The sequence below is a fragment of the Streptomyces spiramyceticus genome (genome assembly GCF_028807635.1).
GTDB classification, from domain to species: Bacteria; Actinomycetota; Actinomycetes; order Streptomycetales; family Streptomycetaceae; genus Streptomyces; species Streptomyces spiramyceticus.
On the sequence record NZ_JARBAX010000001.1, the window covers coordinates 2,750,639 to 2,770,046 of the forward strand.

The 19,408-nt window shown below is 70.6% G+C and carries 15 protein-coding genes and 3 pseudogenes; 6 read left to right on the forward strand and 12 right to left on the reverse strand.

Translation table 11 applies throughout. From position 1 onward, the window contains the following. Positions 1 to 367 precede the first annotated feature (367 nt). Positions 368 to 871: a GNAT family N-acetyltransferase gene (locus PXH83_RS12255; RefSeq protein WP_274559764.1), complete on the forward strand. Its 504-nt coding sequence runs from the start codon at positions 368 to 370 to the stop codon at positions 869 to 871. Positions 872 to 956: 85 nt separating this feature from the next. Here PXH83_RS12255 and PXH83_RS12260 read toward each other — a convergent pair. Continuing rightward, positions 957 to 1,374, reverse strand: a pseudogene (locus tag PXH83_RS12260) (IS701 family transposase); the annotation flags it as partial. Positions 1,375 to 1,910: 536 nt separating this feature from the next. On the opposite strand from PXH83_RS12260, the gene PXH83_RS12265 reads away from it, so the two are divergent. The 3 genes from PXH83_RS12265 to PXH83_RS12275 all read left to right on the forward strand — a co-directional run bounded on the left by PXH83_RS12265 (position 1,911) and on the right by PXH83_RS12275 (position 5,739). Next, positions 1,911 to 4,145, forward strand: a complete 2,235-nt coding sequence (locus PXH83_RS12265) for an acetate--CoA ligase family protein (RefSeq protein WP_274559766.1) — start codon at positions 1,911 to 1,913, stop codon at positions 4,143 to 4,145. Between the two features lie 98 nt (positions 4,146 to 4,243). Then, positions 4,244 to 5,053, forward strand: a complete 810-nt coding sequence (locus PXH83_RS12270) for an enoyl-CoA hydratase/isomerase family protein (protein ID WP_274559768.1) — start codon at positions 4,244 to 4,246, stop codon at positions 5,051 to 5,053. An 80-nt stretch (positions 5,054 to 5,133) separates the two neighbouring features. Then, positions 5,134 to 5,739, forward strand: coding sequence for a flavin reductase family protein (locus PXH83_RS12275; RefSeq protein WP_274559770.1), 606 nt, complete (start codon positions 5,134 to 5,136; stop codon positions 5,737 to 5,739). Here PXH83_RS12275 and PXH83_RS12280 read toward each other — a convergent pair. The 5 genes and pseudogenes from PXH83_RS12280 to PXH83_RS12300 form a co-directional block, all read right to left on the reverse strand. Further along, positions 5,729 to 6,271: pseudogene (locus PXH83_RS12280) on the reverse strand (MFS transporter); the annotation flags it as partial. The gene PXH83_RS12275 and the pseudogene PXH83_RS12280 sit on opposite strands and share 11 nt — an antisense overlap. A 418-nt stretch (positions 6,272 to 6,689) precedes the next feature. Further along, positions 6,690 to 7,598, reverse strand: a pseudogene (locus PXH83_RS32340) (MFS transporter); the annotation flags it as partial. A gap of 90 nt (positions 7,599 to 7,688) precedes the next feature. Further along, positions 7,689 to 8,744 carry a Zn-dependent alcohol dehydrogenase gene (locus PXH83_RS12290; RefSeq protein ID WP_274562791.1) on the reverse strand — a complete coding sequence of 352 codons (1,056 nt, stop codon included), beginning with the start codon at positions 8,742 to 8,744 and terminating at the stop codon, positions 7,689 to 7,691. A gap of 5 nt (positions 8,745 to 8,749) precedes the next feature. Then, positions 8,750 to 9,901, reverse strand: a complete 1,152-nt coding sequence (locus PXH83_RS12295) for an acyl-CoA dehydrogenase family protein (protein ID WP_274559775.1) — start codon at positions 9,899 to 9,901, stop codon at positions 8,750 to 8,752. A 275-nt stretch (positions 9,902 to 10,176) separates the two neighbouring features. Then, entirely contained in the window at positions 10,177 to 11,091 is a 915-nt protein-coding gene (locus tag PXH83_RS12300; RefSeq protein ID WP_274559777.1) for an SDR family NAD(P)-dependent oxidoreductase, read from the reverse strand. Positions 11,092 to 11,175: 84 nt separating this feature from the next. On the opposite strand from PXH83_RS12300, the gene PXH83_RS12305 reads away from it, so the two are divergent. Then, positions 11,176 to 12,102, forward strand: coding sequence for a cyclase family protein (locus PXH83_RS12305; protein WP_274559779.1), 927 nt, complete (start codon positions 11,176 to 11,178; stop codon positions 12,100 to 12,102). Between the two features lie 222 nt (positions 12,103 to 12,324). On the opposite strand, the gene PXH83_RS12310 is transcribed toward PXH83_RS12305, so the two are convergent. The 4 genes from PXH83_RS12310 to PXH83_RS12325 form a co-directional block, all read right to left on the reverse strand. After that, entirely contained in the window at positions 12,325 to 12,792 is a 468-nt protein-coding gene (locus PXH83_RS12310) for an ATP-binding protein (protein ID WP_274559781.1), read from the reverse strand. Between the two features lie 461 nt (positions 12,793 to 13,253). Then, positions 13,254 to 14,129, reverse strand: a complete 876-nt coding sequence (locus tag PXH83_RS12315; RefSeq protein WP_274559783.1) for an acyl-CoA dehydrogenase family protein — start codon at positions 14,127 to 14,129, stop codon at positions 13,254 to 13,256. Then, positions 14,129 to 15,283 carry an acyl-CoA dehydrogenase gene (locus PXH83_RS12320; protein ID WP_274559785.1) on the reverse strand — a complete coding sequence of 385 codons (1,155 nt, stop codon included), beginning with the start codon at positions 15,281 to 15,283 and terminating at the stop codon, positions 14,129 to 14,131. Before PXH83_RS12320 ends, PXH83_RS12315 begins: the two co-directional genes overlap by 1 nt. Further along, complete coding sequence (locus tag PXH83_RS12325) at positions 15,283 to 16,479, reverse strand: amidohydrolase family protein (protein WP_274559787.1); 1,197 nt, start codon at positions 16,477 to 16,479, stop codon at positions 15,283 to 15,285. The genes PXH83_RS12320 and PXH83_RS12325 overlap by 1 nt, the downstream gene beginning before the upstream one ends. A gap of 149 nt (positions 16,480 to 16,628) precedes the next feature. Here PXH83_RS12325 and PXH83_RS12330 point away from each other — a divergent pair, with 149 nt between their 5' ends. Then, on the forward strand, positions 16,629 to 18,164 hold the full coding sequence (locus PXH83_RS12330; protein ID WP_274559789.1) for a class I adenylate-forming enzyme family protein: 1,536 nt from the start codon (positions 16,629 to 16,631) through the stop codon (positions 18,162 to 18,164). 58 nt (positions 18,165 to 18,222) lie between these two features. On the opposite strand, the gene PXH83_RS12335 is transcribed toward PXH83_RS12330, so the two are convergent. Next, positions 18,223 to 18,753 carry an EF-hand domain-containing protein gene (locus PXH83_RS12335; protein WP_274559791.1) on the reverse strand — a complete coding sequence of 177 codons (531 nt, stop codon included), beginning with the start codon at positions 18,751 to 18,753 and terminating at the stop codon, positions 18,223 to 18,225. Between the two features lie 40 nt (positions 18,754 to 18,793). After that, positions 18,794 to 19,168 (reverse strand): STAS domain-containing protein, encoded by a 375-nt coding sequence (locus PXH83_RS12340; RefSeq protein WP_274559793.1) that lies wholly within the window; start codon positions 19,166 to 19,168, stop codon positions 18,794 to 18,796. Positions 19,169 to 19,408: the final 240 nt, after the last annotated feature.

Here is a 19,408-nt window from a genome sequence, read left to right on the forward strand (position 1 = left end):
GCTGCGGCTGCCCCACCCCGGGATTGGCCTGGACTGGCCTAGGAGGCGCCTGCGGGCCGCCCGAAAGGGTCCGGCACCGTCAGGGCGTCTGGTGGCGTAGCGGCACATGGCCGGTCCTCATGGAGCACCTGCTGGCGCTCGGAGAGGGAACGCCAGTACACCACCGGTCGAAGACTCCGCCGTTGCTGGTGACTGGGCAGCTCTCCCGAGAGGTATGGACGGCCTTCGCGCCGGACAGTTGCTAACTTCCCGGGATTTTCTGCGAGATGGTGATCGACGCGAGGTAGATCACGAAGGCGGTGCGGGCGGCGGCACCGCACCCTACTCCAGCTGCAGTTCGTGATGATCCGTGAGGCAGAGTAGGGGCATGTCTACGTACGAGACGATGTCGTTCCACCTTGAGACCGAGCGGCTGATACTGCGGCCGTGGGCCGAGTCGGACGCCGCTGAGTTCCGCGCCCTCCTCTCCGAACGCGGCAACGGGACGCCCACGGTTGAGCACACCCGGACGTCCATCGCGAAGCTGCTCACCGCGACGGCGACAACGGGGATCGCCCTGTTGCCCATCCAGCGCCGTGACGAAGGCGACTTCATCGGCTATTGCGGGTTGATCATCGGCCGCTCCACCGTAGAGGAGCCTGAAATCGCGTATGAGTTGTTCCAGCGCGCGCATGGGCGTGGCTACGCCACCGAGGCGGCCAACGCGGTGCTCGATGCCGCTATTGCGACTGGGCGGAAACGGCTCTGGTCGACCGTCGGCGCGTGGAACACACCGTCGTTCCGTGTCCTTGAGAAGCTCGGGTTCGAGCGGGATCACGTTTCCACGGACGACAACGGTGAAGTGGTATGGCTCACACGCTCGTTGCCGTGACGCGGGGTCGCGCCCCGGGACTTCATGCTCACGTGATCGAGTGCGCTCAGGCAGAGTAGGCGGCTTGACGGCAGTGGTGGCTGGCTCAGGATCGGGCTTGGTGGCGGCGACGCCAGTGGGACCATCCGAGCCGGTGGGCCGTGTCGTGGATGCGTTGGGCAACGAGGGCGATGAACAGGCGGGCGATCTCGTTGCAGGTGCGGGATCAACGTGTCCGGTGCGGGGCGGCGGGTGTGTTCGTCGGCGCGGAAGACGGCCAGGAAGGCGTGGGCGAGCATGGCCAGGGTGACCCAGCGGGTCCAGGAGGTGTAGCGGCGGACCTGGTGTTCGTCGAGGCCAGCCAGGCCCTTGCCGGCCTGGAACGTCTCCTCGATGCGCCATCTTGATCCCGCGACCCGCGCCAGCGTCGTCAGCGGCACCGGCTGGGGCGAGTAGCAGCGGCAGTAGGCGAGTTCGCGGGTGGCGCGGCTGCGGCGGACCAGCAGGTAGCGGTGGCCAGCCCTGACGCTGCCTCCCGCCGAGCGGCTCGCATTCGTCCTGCACGACATGTTCGACGTGCCCTTCGACGACATCGCGCCACCGGGGCGGGTGCGGGCCTGCGGGCGTGTCCCGGTACCTCATCGGTGCGCGGGCGGTTGCCGGGCAGGCGCTCATGTTCTCGCGATCTTCCCGTACGCGCGGCCGGTGCTCGTCAATGGAACGCCCGGGCTCGTCGCGGCGCCGGAGGGCAAGCCGTTCCCGGTCATGGGCTTCACCGTCAGGGACGGGAGGATCACCGAAATCCACATCCTCGCCGACCCGGAGCGCCTGCGCGCTCGATCTGCCGGATGTCGACGACCTCGCGGATGTCGACGGCCTCGCGGATCTCCCCGACCTCGACGGCTGACGAGGCTGCGAGGCGGGTAGGACTCAGGAGCCGGGTGCGGATTCCGCGCCCGGCTCCAGGCTTTGCCCACCGGAGTGTTCCTGACGAGCCGTCAGTTAAGTAATCTGACTCCGCGTCAGTTACTTGTCCGACGAGCAGGAGCGGGCTGAAACGATGCTTGGATCTACCCACGGCACCCTGACCACCGATCTCCGCGCCCGCGTTGTGGCCTGCGGGGAGCAGCCGCACGCCGCCGTCCACGACACGGCGACCGCCCACGCCACCGCAGCCGGAGACCTGGATGTCAGCGGACGGGCGCTGCATGCCGCCGTCCCCGACCTCGACCGGTTCTTCCGTCCCGAGTCGGTCGCCGTCGTCGGCGCGTCCGACGCCGACGGCAGGCCCAACGCCGGGATCACCCGGCAGCTGATCGCCTGGGCCGAGCGGGTCGGCGCCCGGCTGCATCCCGTCCACCCCACCCGTACGACCGTCTTCGGCCTGCCGTGCGTACCTTCCGTCGGGGAGCTGCCGGAACAGGTCGACCTGGCCGTCCTGCTCGTCGGCGATCCGGTCCCCGTGATCGAGGAACTCGCCGAGGCGAAGGTCAAGTTCGCGGTCGCCTTCGCGTCCGGCTTCGCGGAGACCGGCGAGGAGGGCGCGGCCGCGCAGGCCCGGCTGGCAGGGGCGGTGGAGCGGTCGGGCGTACGGCTGCTCGGGCCGAACACCAACCTCAACGCCTTCCAGGACTTCCGCGACGACCTCGACGGGCCGGCCATCGCCCTCATCACCCAGTCCGGCCACCAGGGCCGCCCCGTCTACGCCCTCCAGGAGCTGGGCATACGCCTCTCCCACTGGGCGCCCACCGGCAACGAGGCCGACCTGGAGAGCGCCGACTTCATCTCGTACTTCGCCCAGCAGCCGGAAGTCGGGGCGATCGCCTGTTACGTCGAGGGGCTCAAGGACGGCCGCTCCTTCCTGCTGGCCGCCGACCGGGCGGCGCAGGCCGGGGTGCCGGTCGTCGCGGTCAAGGTGGGGCGTACGGAGGCGGGCGCCCGGATGGCCGCGTCGCACACCGGCAAGCTGACCGGGGCGGACCAGGTGGTGGACGCGGCGATGCGGCAGTTCGGGGTGATACGGGTCGACGGGCTCGACGAACTCCAGGACACGGCGGCCCTGTTGGCGCGGGCACGTAAGCCCGTGGCCGACGGGGTCGTGGTCTACTCGATCTCGGGCGGCACCGGCGCGCACTTCTCGGACCTGGCCACGGCGGCGGGGCTGAACCTTCCGAGGCTGAGCGCGGCGAAGCAGGCCGAGCTGCACGAGTGGATACCCGACTACCTGGAGGTGGGGAACCCCGTCGACAACGGGGGGCACCCGGTGGGCGACTGGCGCGGACGGAAGATCATCGACGCGATTCTGGCCGATCCCGCGGTCGGGGTGCTGATCTGCCCGATCACCGGCCCCTTCCCGCCGATGAGCGACCGGCTGGCGCAAGACCTGGTGGACGCGGCGGAGGCGACCGAGAAGCTGGTGTGCGTGGTGTGGGGGTCGCCGGTCGGCACGGAGGCGGCGTACCGCGAGACGCTGCTGGGGTCGTCCCGGGTCGCCACGTTCCGTACGTTCGGCAACTGCATCTCGGCGGTGCGGGCCTACCTGGACCACCACCGCTTCGCGGCCTCCTACCGCTCCCCCTTCGACGAGGCCCCGCGCACCCCTTCCCCCTCCTTCCGCAAGGCACAGGCGCTGATGCGCCCCGGCCGGCAGCTCAGCGAGCACGCGGCGAAGCAGCTGCTCCGGGCGTACGGGATACGGGTGCCGAGGGAACAACTGGTCACCAGCGCCGCGGCGGCCGTCCGGGCGGCCGGTCTCGTCGGCTACCCGGTGGTGATGAAGGCGTCCGGGGCGCAGCTCGCGCACAAGAGCGAGCTGGGTCTGGTGAAGATCGGCCTGACCTCCGCGAGCCAGATCCGCGACGCGTACCGCGAGCTGACGGACATCGCCAGATACGAGGGCGTCGACCTGGACGGTGTGCTGGTCTGCCAGATGGTGGAGCGGGGCGTCGAGATGGTGGTCGGCGTGACGCAGGACGCCCTGTTCGGGCCGACGGTGACGGTGGGGCTGGGCGGCGTACTGGTGGAGGTGCTGCGCGACGCTTCGGTACGGGTGCCACCCTTCGGCGAGGCCGAGGCGCGCTCGATGCTGAGCGAGCTGCGGGGCCATGCGCTGCTGGAGGGCGTGAGGGGGGCGCCGGCTGCGGATGTGGACGCGCTGGTGGAGGTGGTGCTGCGGGTGCAGCGGATGGCGCTGGAGCTCGGAGATGTGCTGGCGGAGCTGGACATCAACCCGCTGATGGTGCTGCGGCGGGGGCAGGGGGCGGTGGCGCTGGATGCGTTGGCGGTTTGCCGGTGAGGTGGGGGGGCGCTCGCTTGGCCGCAGGCAACCCGCACCGCACCCGCACACCACCGAGACCCGCACACACCAACCACCCGAACAGGAGCACGCACCCCATGACCGACTCCCCGCGCCGCGACGACGACGTACTCCATTCCACCGACAACGCCGTCTCATGGATCACCCTCAACCGCCCCGACGCCATGAACGCCGTCACCTGGGCCCAACGCGAGCGCATCATCGCGCTCCTCGCGGACGCCTCCGCCGACCCCGACGTCCGCGCCGTCGTCATCACCGCCACCGGCAAAGGGTTCTGTGCCGGGGCCGATCTCCGGGGCGCCCCGGCCGGGCGCGGGGAGCGTGTCGCCGGGGACGTTGCCCGGACCATCCGGCTCGGCGCGCAGCGCCTCGTCGCGGCCGTCCTCGACTGCGAGAAGCCCGTGATCGCAGCCGTCAACGGCACCGCAGCCGGCATCGGCGCGCACCTCGCGTTCGCCTGCGACCTCGTACTGGCCGCCGAATCCGCCAAGTTCATCGAAGTCTTCGTACGCCGCGGCCTGGTCCCGGACGGCGGCGGCGCGTACCTGCTGCCGCGCCTCATCGGCCCCCAGCGCGCCAAAGAGCTGATGTTCTTCGGGGACTCCCTCCCGGCGGCGGACGCGCAGCGGCTGGGGCTCGTCAACCGGGTCGTCCCCGACGGCGAGCTGGCGAAGGTCGCGCGAGAGTGGAGCGAGCGGCTGGCGCAAGGGCCCACCCGCGCCCTCGCCCTCACCAAGCAGCTCGTCAACGCCTCCCTCGACTCCGACCGCACCACCGCCTTCGCCGCCGAGGCGACCGCCCAGGAGATCAACATGACGACCACGGATGCGAACGAGGGCGTGGCGAGCTTCGTCGAGCGGCGTACCCCCAAGTACCGCGGGCTCTAGAGAACCAGAGGTGCACACCACCACCCTTCCTATCTGACGAGTCGTCAGCTTCAATGGGTGGCGTGATGGGACACGCAGGGATGGCAGCAACCGCCGTCCGATACCTCAGGTCGGTCGGCGCCTCCACGGCCGCCGAGAACGTCGAGACGCTGCCCCGCCCGCACTTGCGGGCCGTGGGTGACGATGAGCGTCTGCCCGTCGACCCCGGCGAATTCCGGGCCGTGCTCGGCCACTTCGCGAGCGGGGTCACGGTCGTCACCGCGCCCGGCGCGGACGACCGGGACGCCCCCGTGGGCTTCGCCTGCCAGTCCTTCGCGTCACTCTCCCTCGACCCACCCCTGGTCACCTTCATGGTCGCCCGTACGTCGACGACCTGGCCGCGCATCGCCCGCGCCGGAGTCTTCTGCGTCAACATCCTTGGCGCGGAGCAAGGTCCGCTGTGCCTGGGTTTCGCGGTCAGCGGGGCGGACAAGTTCACGGGGGTCTCGTACGACGCGGCTCCCGTGACCGGGTCTCCTCGGCTCGCCTCCGTGCCGGCTTGGATCGACTGCCGCATCCAGGCCGTGCACACGGGCGGCGACCACCTCATCGTGGTGGGGAAGGTGGAGGCGCTGGGCGGGGTGGAGGGCGAGGACGCGGCTCCGTTGCTCTTCCACCGGGGGAAATTCGGGCGCTTCACCCACTGACGGCGGCGGCAGCAGCAGCCGCAGGCTCCGGATCCCGCTTCCGGCGGATCACCAGCGCCATCAGCGCCGCCCCCGCGCACAGCGCGCCCGATGCGTACCAGACGACGTCGTACGACCCGAAGACGTCCCGCGCGAAACCGCCCGCGAAGGCGATGACTGCCGCGCCCACCTGGTGGGACGCCAGGACCCAGCCGAAGACGATCGCCGAGTCCTCCCCGTAGTGCTCGCGGCACAGGGCGATGGTCGGCGGCACGGTGGCGACCCAGTCCAGGCCGTAGAAGACGATGAAGAAGATCATCGGCGGGTGTGCGGACGGCGCCAGCAGCATGGGGAGGAAGAGCGGGGAGACGCCGCGCAGGGCGTAGTAGACCGCGAGCAGGCGGCGCGACTCGAAGCGGTCCGTGAACCAGCCGGACGCGATCGTGCCGACGACGTCGAAGACGCCGATGACGGCCAGCAGCCCGGCGGCCGCCGTGATCGGCATTCCGTGGTCGTGCGCCGCCGGTACGAAGTGGGTCTTGACCAGGCCGTGCTCGAATCCAGCGACCTGTCGATCGACCGGATCGCGCGCGACGCCGGTTTCGGTACGGCGACGTCGCTGCGCCAGCACCTACCGGCGCATTTTCCGTGCCACGGCCGGAAGTTGACTCAGCGACCGGGGCCGCCGGCCGCCGTCGCCACTCCGCCAGCACGCTGACCAGCGTCAGCAGCAGGGTGAGCCCGACCCCCGCCAGGATCGCTACGGTCGGCGATGCCACCGCGAGAAGTGCCCCCGAGAGCGTCGCGCTCGTCGCGTAACCGACGGCGGCCGCCGCGTACATCAGGGAGAACCCGGTGGCGAAGAGCCGCTCGGGCAGGGCGTCTCTGAGGCTGAGGGTACGGGTGACCTGCACGCCGGACATGAAGAGCCCGGCGGCCAGCAGAGCCACGCCGATCCCGATGAGCGCGGGCACTACGGCCACCAGCGCCACGCAACCGGTCACCCCGAGCAGCAGCACCAGCGACTGTGTCCGGACCCGGCCGGGCCAGCCGCGCAGCCCGTACAAGAAGGCTCCGGCGGCCGCCGCCACCGAGTATCCGGCGAGCAGCGGACCGGCCCAGCCCACCGGGTGGTGCCGGTGCTCCAGCAGTGCGGGCAGGACGAGGTCGGCGAGGGCGAGCAGCCCCATGGCGGCCGACGCGGTGATGTACACGGGCCAGGCGAGGGCGAGCGCCCGGAACGTGGACGCCTTGCCGCCGCCCTTGCCAGCGCCCTTGCCGTCGCCGTCGCCCTCGTCGTCCGCCTGCGTCTGCCATCCGGCGGGCAGGCCCCACAGCCCTCCCGCACCCGCCGCCATGAGGACGGCCGCGAGCAGCATCGGCGCGGCGGGGTTCACGCCGAGCGCGAGCCCGGCGGCGAGGGCGGGGGTGGCCGCCCAGATGCCGTACGTCAGCATCGTCTCGTAACTCATCGCCTGCGCGGCGGCCTTCTTCGGCACGAGCGACAGCAACAGCGCCCTCGTGCCGCCGGGCGCGGCCCCCGGCGCGGCTCCGGCGAGCGCCGCGAACGCCGCGAGCAGTACCGGATGCCCGTGCTGGAACAACCCCAGCGCGCCGAAGGCGGCGGCCCCCACGAAGAATCCGGCCGCCAGCTGCGGCCGTGCTCGTTCGGCCTTGAGGCGCGGCCCGAGTGCCAGCGCGCCGACGACCTCGCCGACGACGTACACAGCGGCGAGGGCCGCACCGAGGGCGTAGCCGCCGGGGCGCTCGCGTACGAGGAAGACGATCGCGAACGGTGCCATGGACACCGGCGACCTGGCCCCGATCGCGACAAGAGACCAGGTCAGCACGGGGCGGGTGGCCAGCTCGCGATAGGACATGCGCACGACCGTAACGCGGGGAAAGTGGCTGCCCAACCGATTAGCTGCGTGACGCGCGGCGGCTGCGGCAGGCGGCTGCGGGGACTGCTTTCAGAAGGTCAGCACCCCGCGCGCCACCCGCCCGTGCTGCGCGTCGTCCGCCGCCTTCGCGAAGTCCTCGACGGGGTACGTCTCGGTCACCAGCTCGTCCAGCAGCAGCCGCCCCTCCCGGTAGAGCTCGGCGTACAGCGCGATGTCGCGCTGGGGGCGCGAAGACCCGTACCGGCAGCCGAGGATGGACTTGTCGAGGTACATCGACGACACCAGGAACGACGCCTCGGCCGTGGCCGCCGGTACGCCGAGCAGCACTGCCTGCCCGTGCCGGTCGAGCAGGTCGATCGCCTGCCGGATGAGCGCGGTCTTGCCGACGCACTCGAAGGCGTGGTCGGCGCCGTGCGGCAGGACCTCCTTCACGGCGTCGGCCTCGGCCGATTCGAGGAAGTGGGTGGCGCCGAACTGCCGGGCCACGGCCTCTTTCGCCGGGTTGGAGTCGACGGCGACGACCGTCAGCGCCCCGGCGATGCGGGCTCCCTGGATCACATTCAGCCCGATTCCGCCCGTCCCGATGACGACGACGGTGTCCCCGCGGTCGACCTTGGCCCGGTTCAGCGCCGCGCCCACGCCCGTGACCACGCCGCAGCCGATGAGTGCGGCCGAGGTCAGCGGAATGTCGGGGGGAATCCTGACGGCCTGGACGGCCTTGACGATCGTGCGCTCGGCGAAGGACGAGTTGGACGCGAACTGGAACAGCGGCTCGCCCTTCCGCGAGAACGGCTGTCCCGGCATTCCGATCGCTTTGCGGCACATGGTGGGCCGGCCGCGGCCGCACTCGGCGCACGTACCGCAGTTGGCGATGGTCGACAGCGCCACGTGGTCCCCGGGGGCCACATGTGTCACGCCCGCGCCGACGGCCTCGACCACGCCGGCGCCTTCGTGCCCGAGCACGACGGGGACGGGGAACGGAATGGTCCCGTCCACGACCGAGAGGTCGCTGTGGCACAGCCCTGCGGCCCCGATGGCCACCAGCACCTCCCCCGGCCCGGGGTCCCGTATCTCCAGATCGTCGAAGACCTGAACCTGCCGCCCGTCGAACACGACGCCCCTCATCTGGTTCATCTGGGCTCCCTCGGTAGGCCGAGCACGCGCTCGGCGATGATGTTCCGCTGGATTTCGTCGGAGCCGCCGTAGATGGTGTCGGCCCGGGTGAAGAGGAAGAGCCGCTGGAAGGAGTCGAGTTCGTACGGGCGCTCCGCCTCCCAGTCGTACGGCCCGACGGCCGCCGCAGCGCCGCGCACCTGCACGGCGAGCTCGCCGAGGCGCTGGTGCCAGCCGCCCCAGAGGAGCTTGGCGACGCTGGGGGCACCGGAGTCGGCGCCCGAATTCCCCAGCGTGCGGAGGGCGTTGGCCCGCATGGCGTGCAGCTCGGCCCACAGCCGGACGAGTCGTGCGCGCAGGACGGGGTCGTCGGCGCCGCCGCTCGCCACGGCAAGCCGCACCACGGCCTTCAGCTCCTCCGCGAAGCCGATCTGCTGCACGAGCGTGGACACGCCGCGCTCCAGCGCGAGGAGCCCCATGGCTACGCGCCAGCCGTCGCCCTCGCCACCCACCAGTTCCCTGGCCTCGGCCCCGTCGAAGAACACCTCGTTGAACTCACTGGTCCCCGACATCTGCCGGATCGGCCGCACGTCGATACGCCCCGGCTGGTCCATCGCCACCAGCAGGAACGACAACCCGTGGTGGCGTTGCGACCCGGGTTCGGTCCTGGCCAGCACGAAGCACCAGTCGGCGTCCTGGGCGAGGGAGGTCCAGATCTTCTGCCCGGTGACGCGGTAGGCGCTTCGGTCCTTCACGGCAGCGGTCCGCACCCCCGCCAGGTCCGAGCCGGCGCCCGGCTCGCTGTACCCCTGGCACCACAGCTCCTCGCCCCGGGCGATCCCGGGCAGGAACCGTGCCCGCTGCTCCTCGGTGCCGTAGGCGATCAGGGTCGGGGCGAGGAGGTTTTCGCCGATGTGCCCGAGGCGGGCGGGGGCGCGGAGGCGGGCGTACTCCTCGGCCCAGACGACCTGCTGGGTGAGGGTGGCCCGCCGGCTGCCGTACGCCCCGCCGTCCTCCCACCCGATCCCGATCCAGCCACCGGCCCCGAGCTCCTGCTCCCAGGCGCGGGGCGTGGGGGTGGGGGTGGGAGTGCGGTCGAGGTGCGCGGTGAGCCATGCGCGGGCGTCGGCCCGGAACGCGTCGTCCTCGGGGGCGAAGGTGAAGTCCACGGTGCGGTGCCTCCAGTTCTTGGCGTTGCGCTGCGAACGTGCGGGTTGCCTGCGGCGCAGTTCCCCTACCCGCCCCTTCCCGAACTGGGGCAAGCCCCAGGCCCCGGACGCCCTTCGGGCGTGGTCCTCAAGCGCCGGACGGGCTGAAATACCCAGCCTCTCCGGCGTTTGAGGAGCGGGGTCTGGGGCGGAGCCCCCACGCGGCGGCAGCCGCAAAATGTCACAGCGGGAAGGGGCGGGGTGGGGAACAAGCCCCGCGCAGCGGAGTCGGCACCTCACGCGTTCGGCCGCGCCCGCTTGGCCGCCGCCTCCGCCATCCCCTCCAGCTGCGCCAGCATCGGCATCGGGTCCGAGCCCACCGTCCCCGGCAGGAAGTCCGCGATGCGTTCCGGGGTCCACGGGCCGCCCTCCGCGTATCCCGCGCGCAGTTCCCTTGGCTGTGCCCAGACCGCGATCTTCGGGCCGGCGATCGTATAGACCTGGCCGGTGATCTTCTCTTCCCTGGCCCGCTCGGAGAGCAAGTACACGACCAGCGCCGCCACATCCTCCGGCTCGCCGATCTCCTTCAGCTCCATCGGCACGTTGGCCGACATCCGCGTACGGGCGACCGGAGCCACCGCGTTCGCAGTGACGCCGTACTTGTAGAGGCCCAGCGCAGCGCTCCGCACCAGCGAGATGATTCCGCCCTTCGCCGCGCTGTAGTTGGCCTGGGCGACGCTGCCCTGATGGTTGCCGCTCGTAAAGCCGATCAGCGTTCCGCCGCCCTGCTTCCGCATCACCGCCGACGCCGCCCGGAACACCGTGAACGTGCCCTTGAGGTGTGTGGCGATGACCGGGTCCCACTCCTCCTCCGCCATGTTGAACAACATCCGTTCGCGCAGGATCCCGGCTACGCACACCACCCCGTCGATCCGCCCGTACCGCGACAGCGCCACGTCGACGATCCGCTGCCCGCCCGCCATCGTCGAGATGTCGTCGGCGACCGCGACCGCCTCGCCGCCCGCCGCCTCGATCTCCTTCACCACCGACTCCGCGACCTCGCTCGTCGGCTCCGAGCCCTCCATCGAGACGCCGTAGTCGTTGACCACGACCCTCGCGCCCTCGGCCGCGCAGGCCAGAGCCACCGCCCGCCCGATGCCACGCCCGGCGCCTGTCACGGCGACGGCCTTGCCTGCCAAGAAGTTCCCCACGTCCGGCCCCTTCCCGCGGTTTCTGACGGACCGTTAGATTTTATGGGCAGGCGGACACCCGAGCACAAGACCCGAGGAGGCCCCATGTCACTGCCGGCCGAGTTCCACGACATCGCCAAGCGCGTGAACAACTGGGGCCGTTGGGGCGCAGACGACGAGATCGGCACCCTCAACCTCATCACCGACGAGGTCGTACGCGCCGCAGCCGCCACCGTCCGCACCGGCCGCCGGATACCCCTCGCGCTCCCCCTCCAGGAGGACGGCGTGCAGGTCGGACTGATCCCCGGCCGCGTCAACCCGCTCCACACCATGGTCCAGATCAACCAGGAGCTCTTCGGCCCCGGCACGGTCGCCACCAGCGACGACGCCGTGACCATGGGGCTCCAGACGGCCACCCACTGGGACGCCCTCACCCACGCGTCGCACTCCGGGAAGATCTACAACGGCCGCCCCGCCGACTCCATCACCCCCCACACCCGGGCCCGTTTCAGCGGCATCGACAAGGCCGGGCATGTCGTCTCGCGCGGCGTCCTGCTCGACGTGGCGCGCGCGAAGGGAGTGGACCGGCTGCCCGGGGACCACGCCGTGACGCCCGAAGACCTGGAAGCCGCCGAGGAGTTGGCGGGTACGACCGTCCGGGGCGGCGACATCGTTCTCGTACGGACCGGGCAGATCCAGGTCTACCTGAGCGGCGACAAGCACGCCTACGGCTTCCCGTCGCCCGGACTTTCCGTCCGCACGCCCGAGTGGTTCCACGCCCGTGACGTCGCCGCGGTCGCGAACGACACGCTCACCTTCGAGATCTTCCCGCCGGAGATCGAGAACCTGTGGCTGCCCGTGCACGCCCTCGATCTGGTCGAGATGGGCATGCTCCAGGGGCAGAACTGGAACCTGGAGGAGTTGTCCACAGCCTGTGCGGAAGAGGGGCGGTACGCCTTCCTGCTCTCCGCGATGCCGGAGCCGTTCGTCGGCGGCACGGGGACCCCGGTCGCGCCCGTGGCGATCCTCTGAAGCGGTACCGCATGAACAAGCATGAACACCGGGTGGCGACACGCTCTGCGCGCCCCGAGCACGGCACGGCCGCCGCCACCCGGTTCCGGCGTACACCCTGACGCCGAACAGCGATCCGTACTCGCCAAGGCAGGGTCCTCGGCGTCCCCTCGCAGCGAATCGCTCCACCCAAGGGTCATCAGACCGCCACGAACCGTCAACACCCAGTCGGCAATTTACGCGTTACGCACTATTTGTGACAGCGCACGACGGCTCACGCCCAGGCGCCTCATACGCCCCCTGCGCAACCACGGGCGCCCCTCGGTCGACCTCGCACCAGATGCGCTTTCCAGCACCTTCCGACTGCCAGCCCCACCGGTCGGCCAGCCCGTCGACGAGTTCGAGGCCGCGCCCGTTGGTGTCTTCACCCTCCGCGTGGCGCGGCATCGGCGGGCGGGCGCTGGCGTCGGCGACCTCGACCCGCACCGTGCCGTCGTCGGCCGTACCGAAGAGCATGCGCAGGACGGCCGGACAGCCCGTATGCACCACGGCATTGGTGACCAGCTCCGAGATGAGCAGGATCAGGGTCTCGGCAAGTGGCTCATCGACCCTTATCCCCGAGCCGGCGAGCCGCGAGCGCGCCCACCTCCGGGCCCGCCCCACCTCGGCAGGATCGGCCCCTACCTCCAACTGCACCTGAAGCACCTGCACCGCTCACACCATCCGAACCGGCGGACACATCGCCTCGCGTCTCCACAGGGTCACGGAACGTGATTCCCTTGTGGGACAGCATGGTTGACGTACAGTCACCGCAACAAGCGCTTCAGGCATATTCCAGCGCGAAGGAGTACGCGTGGTGCATACTGTGCGACGCACGTTGCGGGTAGTCGAACAAGGGCGCCCACGGCGCCTTCGCACTACGCGAACGGCGCACATTCCGCACCCGGCAGTCACCGCACTGGCGACACCGGGACAGCTGCGCATCACAACCACTCGCATCCCACGGAGAGTACCGGAGGGCACCCCCGACTCCGGGCCGTGACGAGTCACGCAAAGGACACAACCCGATATCGACGCACGGTAGTCGTTCGTCAGTCGCAGCATCGCGTGACCGTCCGATCACTCGCAGTTAAGAAGCCCAGTGCACAGCAAGGCACCACGAAGCACAGAGCTCACAGCGCCCCCGCCAGTACCTCCGCCGCCGCCCCCGCCGTCTGCCACCGCTCGGCGCGCACCCAGGCCCGCTTCAGGTGGAGGTGGACGTCCGCCTCCCAGGTGAAACCCATGCCGCCGTGGACCTGGAGGCAGTCACGCGCGTTACGGACCGCCGCGTCGTCGGCGAGCAGCTTGGCCCCGGCGATCTCCACCGGGTCGGCGGTCACGGCGGCCGCGTACACGGCGCTTCGGGCTAGCTCCGCCCGTACCAGCATCTGCGCGCACAGCTGCTTGACCGCTTGGAAGGCGCCGATGGGGCGGCCGAACTGCTCGCGCTCGCGCGCGTACTGGACCGCCGCGTCGGTGGTACGGACGGCGCTGCCGAGCTGTTCGGCGGCGGTCAGCAGGACCGCCTCGGGGTGCGGAGCCGTCCGGGCAACGCCCGGTACGCGGTGCAGCGGCGTCAGCGGGTCCACGGACCGTACGGGCACGGCTCCCGCCGCATCCCCCAGCACCCGGTCGGCCGCGTCAAGCCACTCCACCAGCCCGCCGTCCACCATCGTCACGACGGTTTCCCCGGTGGCGGCCCCGGCCACCGTGCCGGCCGCGAGGTGCGTGGCCACCAGGGGGCCGGGCAGCAGCGCGCGGCCCGCCTCCTCGAAGACCAGGACCGCCTCGGGCAGGCCGAGGCCCACCCCGCCGTCCTCCTCCGGCAGCCGCAGCGCGAAGAACCCTGCGGCTCCCAGCTCCCGCCACAGGGCCCGGTCGAGGCCAGGGCCCCGATCCGGCCCGTCGACGGCGGCGCGAAGCCGCTCCCGCCCGAAGCGGCCCTCCAGGAGATCCCGCAAACCTGCCTGCAATGCCCGCTGGTCGTCCGTCGGCCGGAAGTCCATCAACGCCCCTTCGGCAGGCCGAGGATGCGCTCGGCGACGATGTTCTGCTGGATCTGGGACGTACCGGCGGCGATGGTGTACGAGAGGGACGACAGACGGTCCAGAGTCCAGTCGTGGGACAAGTCCAGGGACTCGGGTCCCAGTACGGCGGCCGCCGCATCGTACAGCTCCTGGCGGGCGTGCGAGTAGCGCAGCTTGAAGACCGAGCCGCCGGTCCCCGGGACGCCTCCGGTCCTCTGCGCCTCGCTGACGTTCCACTGGGTGAGCCGCCACAGGGCCGTGAATTCGGCGTTCAGCCGCCCCAGTCTGCGGCGCAGTTCCTGGTCGTCCCAGCGGCCGTTCGCCCGCGCAGCCGCGGCGAGTTCGCCGAGGGTGCGGCGGCAGGCGACGACCTCGCCGACGAAGGCGGTGCCGCGTTCGAAGGAGAGGGTGACCATGGTGACGCGCCAGCCGTCGTTCTCGTCGCCGACCCGGTTCGCGACCGGGACGCGTACCTCGTCGAGGAACATTTCCGCGAATTCGGTCGATCCCGCGAGGGTGCGCAGCGGCCGCACCGTGACCCCGGGCGCGTCCATCGGCATGGCGAGCCACGAGATCCCTCGGTGCTTGGGCGCCGCCGGATCCGTACGGACGAGAAGCTCGCACCAGTCGGCGACCTCCGCATGCGAGGTCCAGATCTTGGATCCGCTGACCACATAGTGGTCGCCGTCACGGACCGCCCTCGTACGGAGCGAGGCGAGGTCCGATCCGGCGTCCGGCTCGCTGAAGCCCTGGCACCACACCTCGTCGCCACGCAGCACGGGCGGCAGCCATCTGGCGCGCTGCGCGGCCGTCCCCTCGGCGGCGATCGTCGGGCCCGCGTGCAGCAGCCCGACGAAGTTCGCGCCGACGTACGGGGCCCCGGCGCGTTCCGTCTCCTCCAGGAAGATCAGGTGCTGGGTGGGGGTGGCGCCCTGGCCACCGGCGTCGACCGGCCAGTGCAGCCCCGCGTACCCGGCGTCGTACAGCATCCGCTGCCACGTCGTGTCGTACGCGCGCCGCCCCGGCCAGTCCATCGGGTCGGGCTTCGCGGGCAGTTTGGGGAGCGCGAGGCCGAGCCACGCCTTCAGGCGGGCTCTGAAGTCCTCTTCCTCCTCGGTCCAGGTGAGGTCCATCAGCGGTCGCGGTCCAGGTCGAGCCCGAGCATGCGGATCGCGTTGCCGCGCATCAGCTTGTAGACCGTCTCGTCGTCGAGGCCCTTGACGTGGTCGAGGGCAACGTCCTTGGTGTGCGGGAAGGTCGAATCGACGTGCGGATAGTCGGTCTCGAAGGTGGCGTTGTCGCGGCCGACGACGTCCAGCGACGCGATGCCGTGCTTGTCGCGGAAGAAGCAGCAGAACATCTGCCGGTAGTAGTACGTCGACGGGGGCTCGGGGATCAGGTCCCTGACCCCGCCCCAGGCCCGGTGCTCCTCCCACACGTCGTCGGCGCGCTCCAGGGCGTACGGAATCCAGCCCATCTGGCCTTCGCTGTAGGCCAGTTTCAGGCGCGGGAACTTCACCAGTACGCCACTGAACAGGAAGTCCATCATCGAGGCCATGGCGTTGTTGAAGCTGAGCGACGCCTGGACGGCGGGCGGGGCGTCGGGAGACGCGGCGGGCATCTGGGACGACGAGCCGATGTGCATGTTCACGACCGTCCCGGTCTCCTCGCAGATCGCGAAGAAGGGGTCCCAGTGGCCGGAGTGGATGGACGGAAGGCCGAGGTAGGTGGGGATCTCGGAGAAGGTCACGGCCCTGACCCCGCGCGCCGCGTTCCGCTTGATCTCGGCGACGGCGAGCTCGATGTCCCACAGCGGGATGATGCACAGCGGGATCAGCCGGCCGCCGCTGTCGCCGCACCACTCCTCGACCATCCAGTCGTTGTACGCGCGGACACACGCGACTGCCACTTCTTTGTCCTGCGCTTCGGCGAACGTCTGGCCGCAGAAGCGCGGGAATGTGGGGAAGCAGAGGGACGCCTCGACGTGGTTGAGGTCCATGTCGGCCAGCCTGGCCTTGGGGTCCCAGCAGCCGCGCCGCATCTCGGCCCGGGTGATGCCTTCGAGGGTCATGTCGTCGCGGTCGAAGCCGACGGCGGCGATGTTGCGCTTGTACGGGAACTTGAGATCCTCGTAGATCCACCAGTCGGCCGGCGGCCCGTCCGGGTCCATCGTGATCTGGTATTTGCCCGCTACGTACGCGAGCTCGCCGATGCCGGCGGTCAGCGGCTGCGGGCCGCGGTCGCGGTACTTCGCCGGAAGCCAGGTCTCGAAGAGGTGCGCCGGTTCGATCACATGGTCGTCGACGCTGACGATCCGAGGCAGTTCCATGGGCGTGTCCCTCCGGCTGCGCGATGCGCGTTTCTGATGACCCGTCAGAAACCAGGCTAGCCCCGCACCCCTGGACCGACAAGGCGCACGGCCCTACGCTCTCGGCACGATCTGACTGTCCGTCAGTTACGAGGGACCAGGGGACTGCCGTGACCGACACCGCACACGCACTGGACGCCTCCCGTACCTTCTGGGAGCTCGTCGACCGCCGCGCCGCTCTCACCCCGGACCGGCCGGTCCTCCTCCAGGACGACCGCACCCTCACGTTCGGCGAGCTCAGGGACCGCGCCGAGCGTGTCGCGGCGGGACTGTACGGGCAGGGCGTGCGCCCCGGTGCCGTCGTCGCCTGGCAGCTGCCCACCAGAATCGAGACGGTGCTCCTGTCGGTCGCCCTGGCCAGGCTCGGGGCCGTACAGTCGCCGGTCATCCCGTTCTATCGGGAGCGCGAAGTCGGCTTCGCGCTGCGCGAGTCGAAGGCGGAGTTCTTCGCCGTACCGGGCGAGTGGCGCGGATTCGACCACACCGGGATGGCTCACCGGCTCGGTGCGCGGGGCATTTTCGAGGCGTACGACAGCCTGCCGGACGGCGACCCGTCCGTGCTGCCCCCACCGCCGTCCGACGGCACTGCAGTCCGGTGGGTCTACTGGACATCGGGGACGACCTCGGACCCCAAGGGCGTGCTCCACACCGACCGTTCGCTGATCGCGGGCGGCTCGTGCCTGGCCCACGCGCTGCGGCCGGTCGCCGACGACATCGGCTCGATCGCGTTCCCGTACGCCCACATCGGCGGCCCGGACTATCTCGTCATGCTGCTGCTCTACGGCTTCCCGGCCGTCCTCTTCGAACAGTTCGCGCTGCCCGGCGCGCTGGAGAGCTACCGCAGGCACGGCGTCACGGTGGCGGGCGGATCCACAGCCTTCTACTCGATGTTCCTGACCGAGCAGCGCAAGGACCCGTCGCGCAAAATCATTCCCACCCTGCGCCTGCTCGCGGGCGGCGGGGCGCCCAAGCCGCCGGAGATCTACCACGCTGCCGTACGCGAACTGGGCTGCCGGCTGACGCACGGCTACGGCATGACCGAGGTCCCGATGATCACGATGGGCGCACCCGACGACACCCCTGAAAACCTCGCCACCACGGAGGGCCGGCCGCCCGAGGGCATGGAGATACGCATCACCGACGAGGCCGGGAAGCGGCTGCCGGCCGGCACCGACGGGGAAGTGCGGCTGCGCGGCGAGGCCGTCTGCCGGGGCTACCTGGAGCCTTCGCAGACCGAGGCCGCGTTCGACCGGGACGGCTTCCTGATCACGGGCGACGTCGGGCACCTCACCGCGAGCGGCCATCTGGTGCTGACCGGGCGGCTGAAGGACATCATCATCCGCAAGGGCGAGAACATCTCGGCCAAGGAGATCGAGGACCTGCTGCACCAGCACCCGGACATCGCCGACGCGGCGGTCATCGGGCTGCCGGACCCGGCGCGCGGGGAGCGGGTGTGTGCGGTCGTCGAACAGCCGGAGGGGGCGGGGCCCTTGACCCTGGAGGGGGTCACCGCGCACCTGAGGGCGGGAGGACTTTCGGTGCACAAGCTGCCGGAGCAACTGGAGGTCGTGGACGCACTGCCGCGCAACGAGACGCTGCGGAAGGTGCTGAAGTACCGGCTGCGGGAGCGGTATTCGGGCGGGTAGGGCGCGGGACTGCCTGCGGCGCTGACCGCCGCAGGCGCCCCGCCCCCACAGGCGCCACCTACGCGCCGGGGAGGTCCGGCTCGGCCGTCGTGTAATACAGGGCGAACGCCGTGAGGATCTCGTCCTCGCCGATCAGCCCGTCCCCATCCGCATCGAGCGCGAAAGCAACCTGACCAGCCACGTCCGCACCCACTCCCAACACCCGCAACACCCGCTCCGCAGCCCGAGGAGTGACTCCCGTCCCGCCGTCCTCCGCCGAGATCGCAATGACGGCGTGCAGGAACGGCCGTGCGATCTCGGCGAACCGCTGCGGATTGTCGCGAAGCCGCTTCACCGCCCCGGTGACGAACTCCTCGCGGTTGACCCGCTGGTCGCCGTCCACGTCGGCGATGCCCGCCATGCCCTGCCAGAAGGCCTCCGCCCCGCTGTAGAGCGCCTGTCCCTTGTCGGAACGGGCCGTCGTGCCGAACTCGGCCAGCAGTGCCGCGGCCGCGGCACTGAAGTCCTCGCGGTCGATGTAGCCGTTGCCGTCCTGATCGAAAGTTGCGAAGCGCGCGGCTGTCTTGCGCTCATACTCTGCGCTGTCCATGTGCGGAGGGTACGACGTCGAGGGCCGGACCGGGGCATTCTCAGGCGGAGAGGGACTGCGTCCCGTCGTCGGCGGCGGTGGGCACATCGGGATAGACATCGAAGAGGCGGCGTACGCCGAGGGCGGCCAGTACGCGGTTGACGTGGGAGCCTTCGACGGCGCCGCGGGCGGGCAGGATCAGCCGGAGATCTCCGCCGCACGAACGCATCAGGCGGCGGGCGGCTATCAGGACGCCGACGCCACTGGAATCGCAGAAGAGAACGTTCGACAGGTCGAGCACGACGCGGTGGCGGCCGTCCGCGACGGCGTTGTGGACGTGCTGGCGGACCGCGGGCGAGGTCACCAGATCCAGTTCTCCGGATACGTGCAGCACGGCCCAGGCGTTGTGCTCGGCCTCCATCACCTTCAGCGTCACGCGTGGGACCTTTCGTTCTGCTGATGCGGAAGTTGTCCTTCCATCTCGCGGCTGCCCCGCCGTCCTCCCACGAAACACAACCGTCCCAGACGAACTGGGGAGCAATATCATCCCGGACCGGACCAACGCGCACTTACCGTAAAGGAGCGTGCGTTGTCAGCGGCTCGCACTACATTCGAAGGAAGTGACGACGGACATACGGTGAGTACGGCACGCGCACAGAGACAGGCACGCGCACAG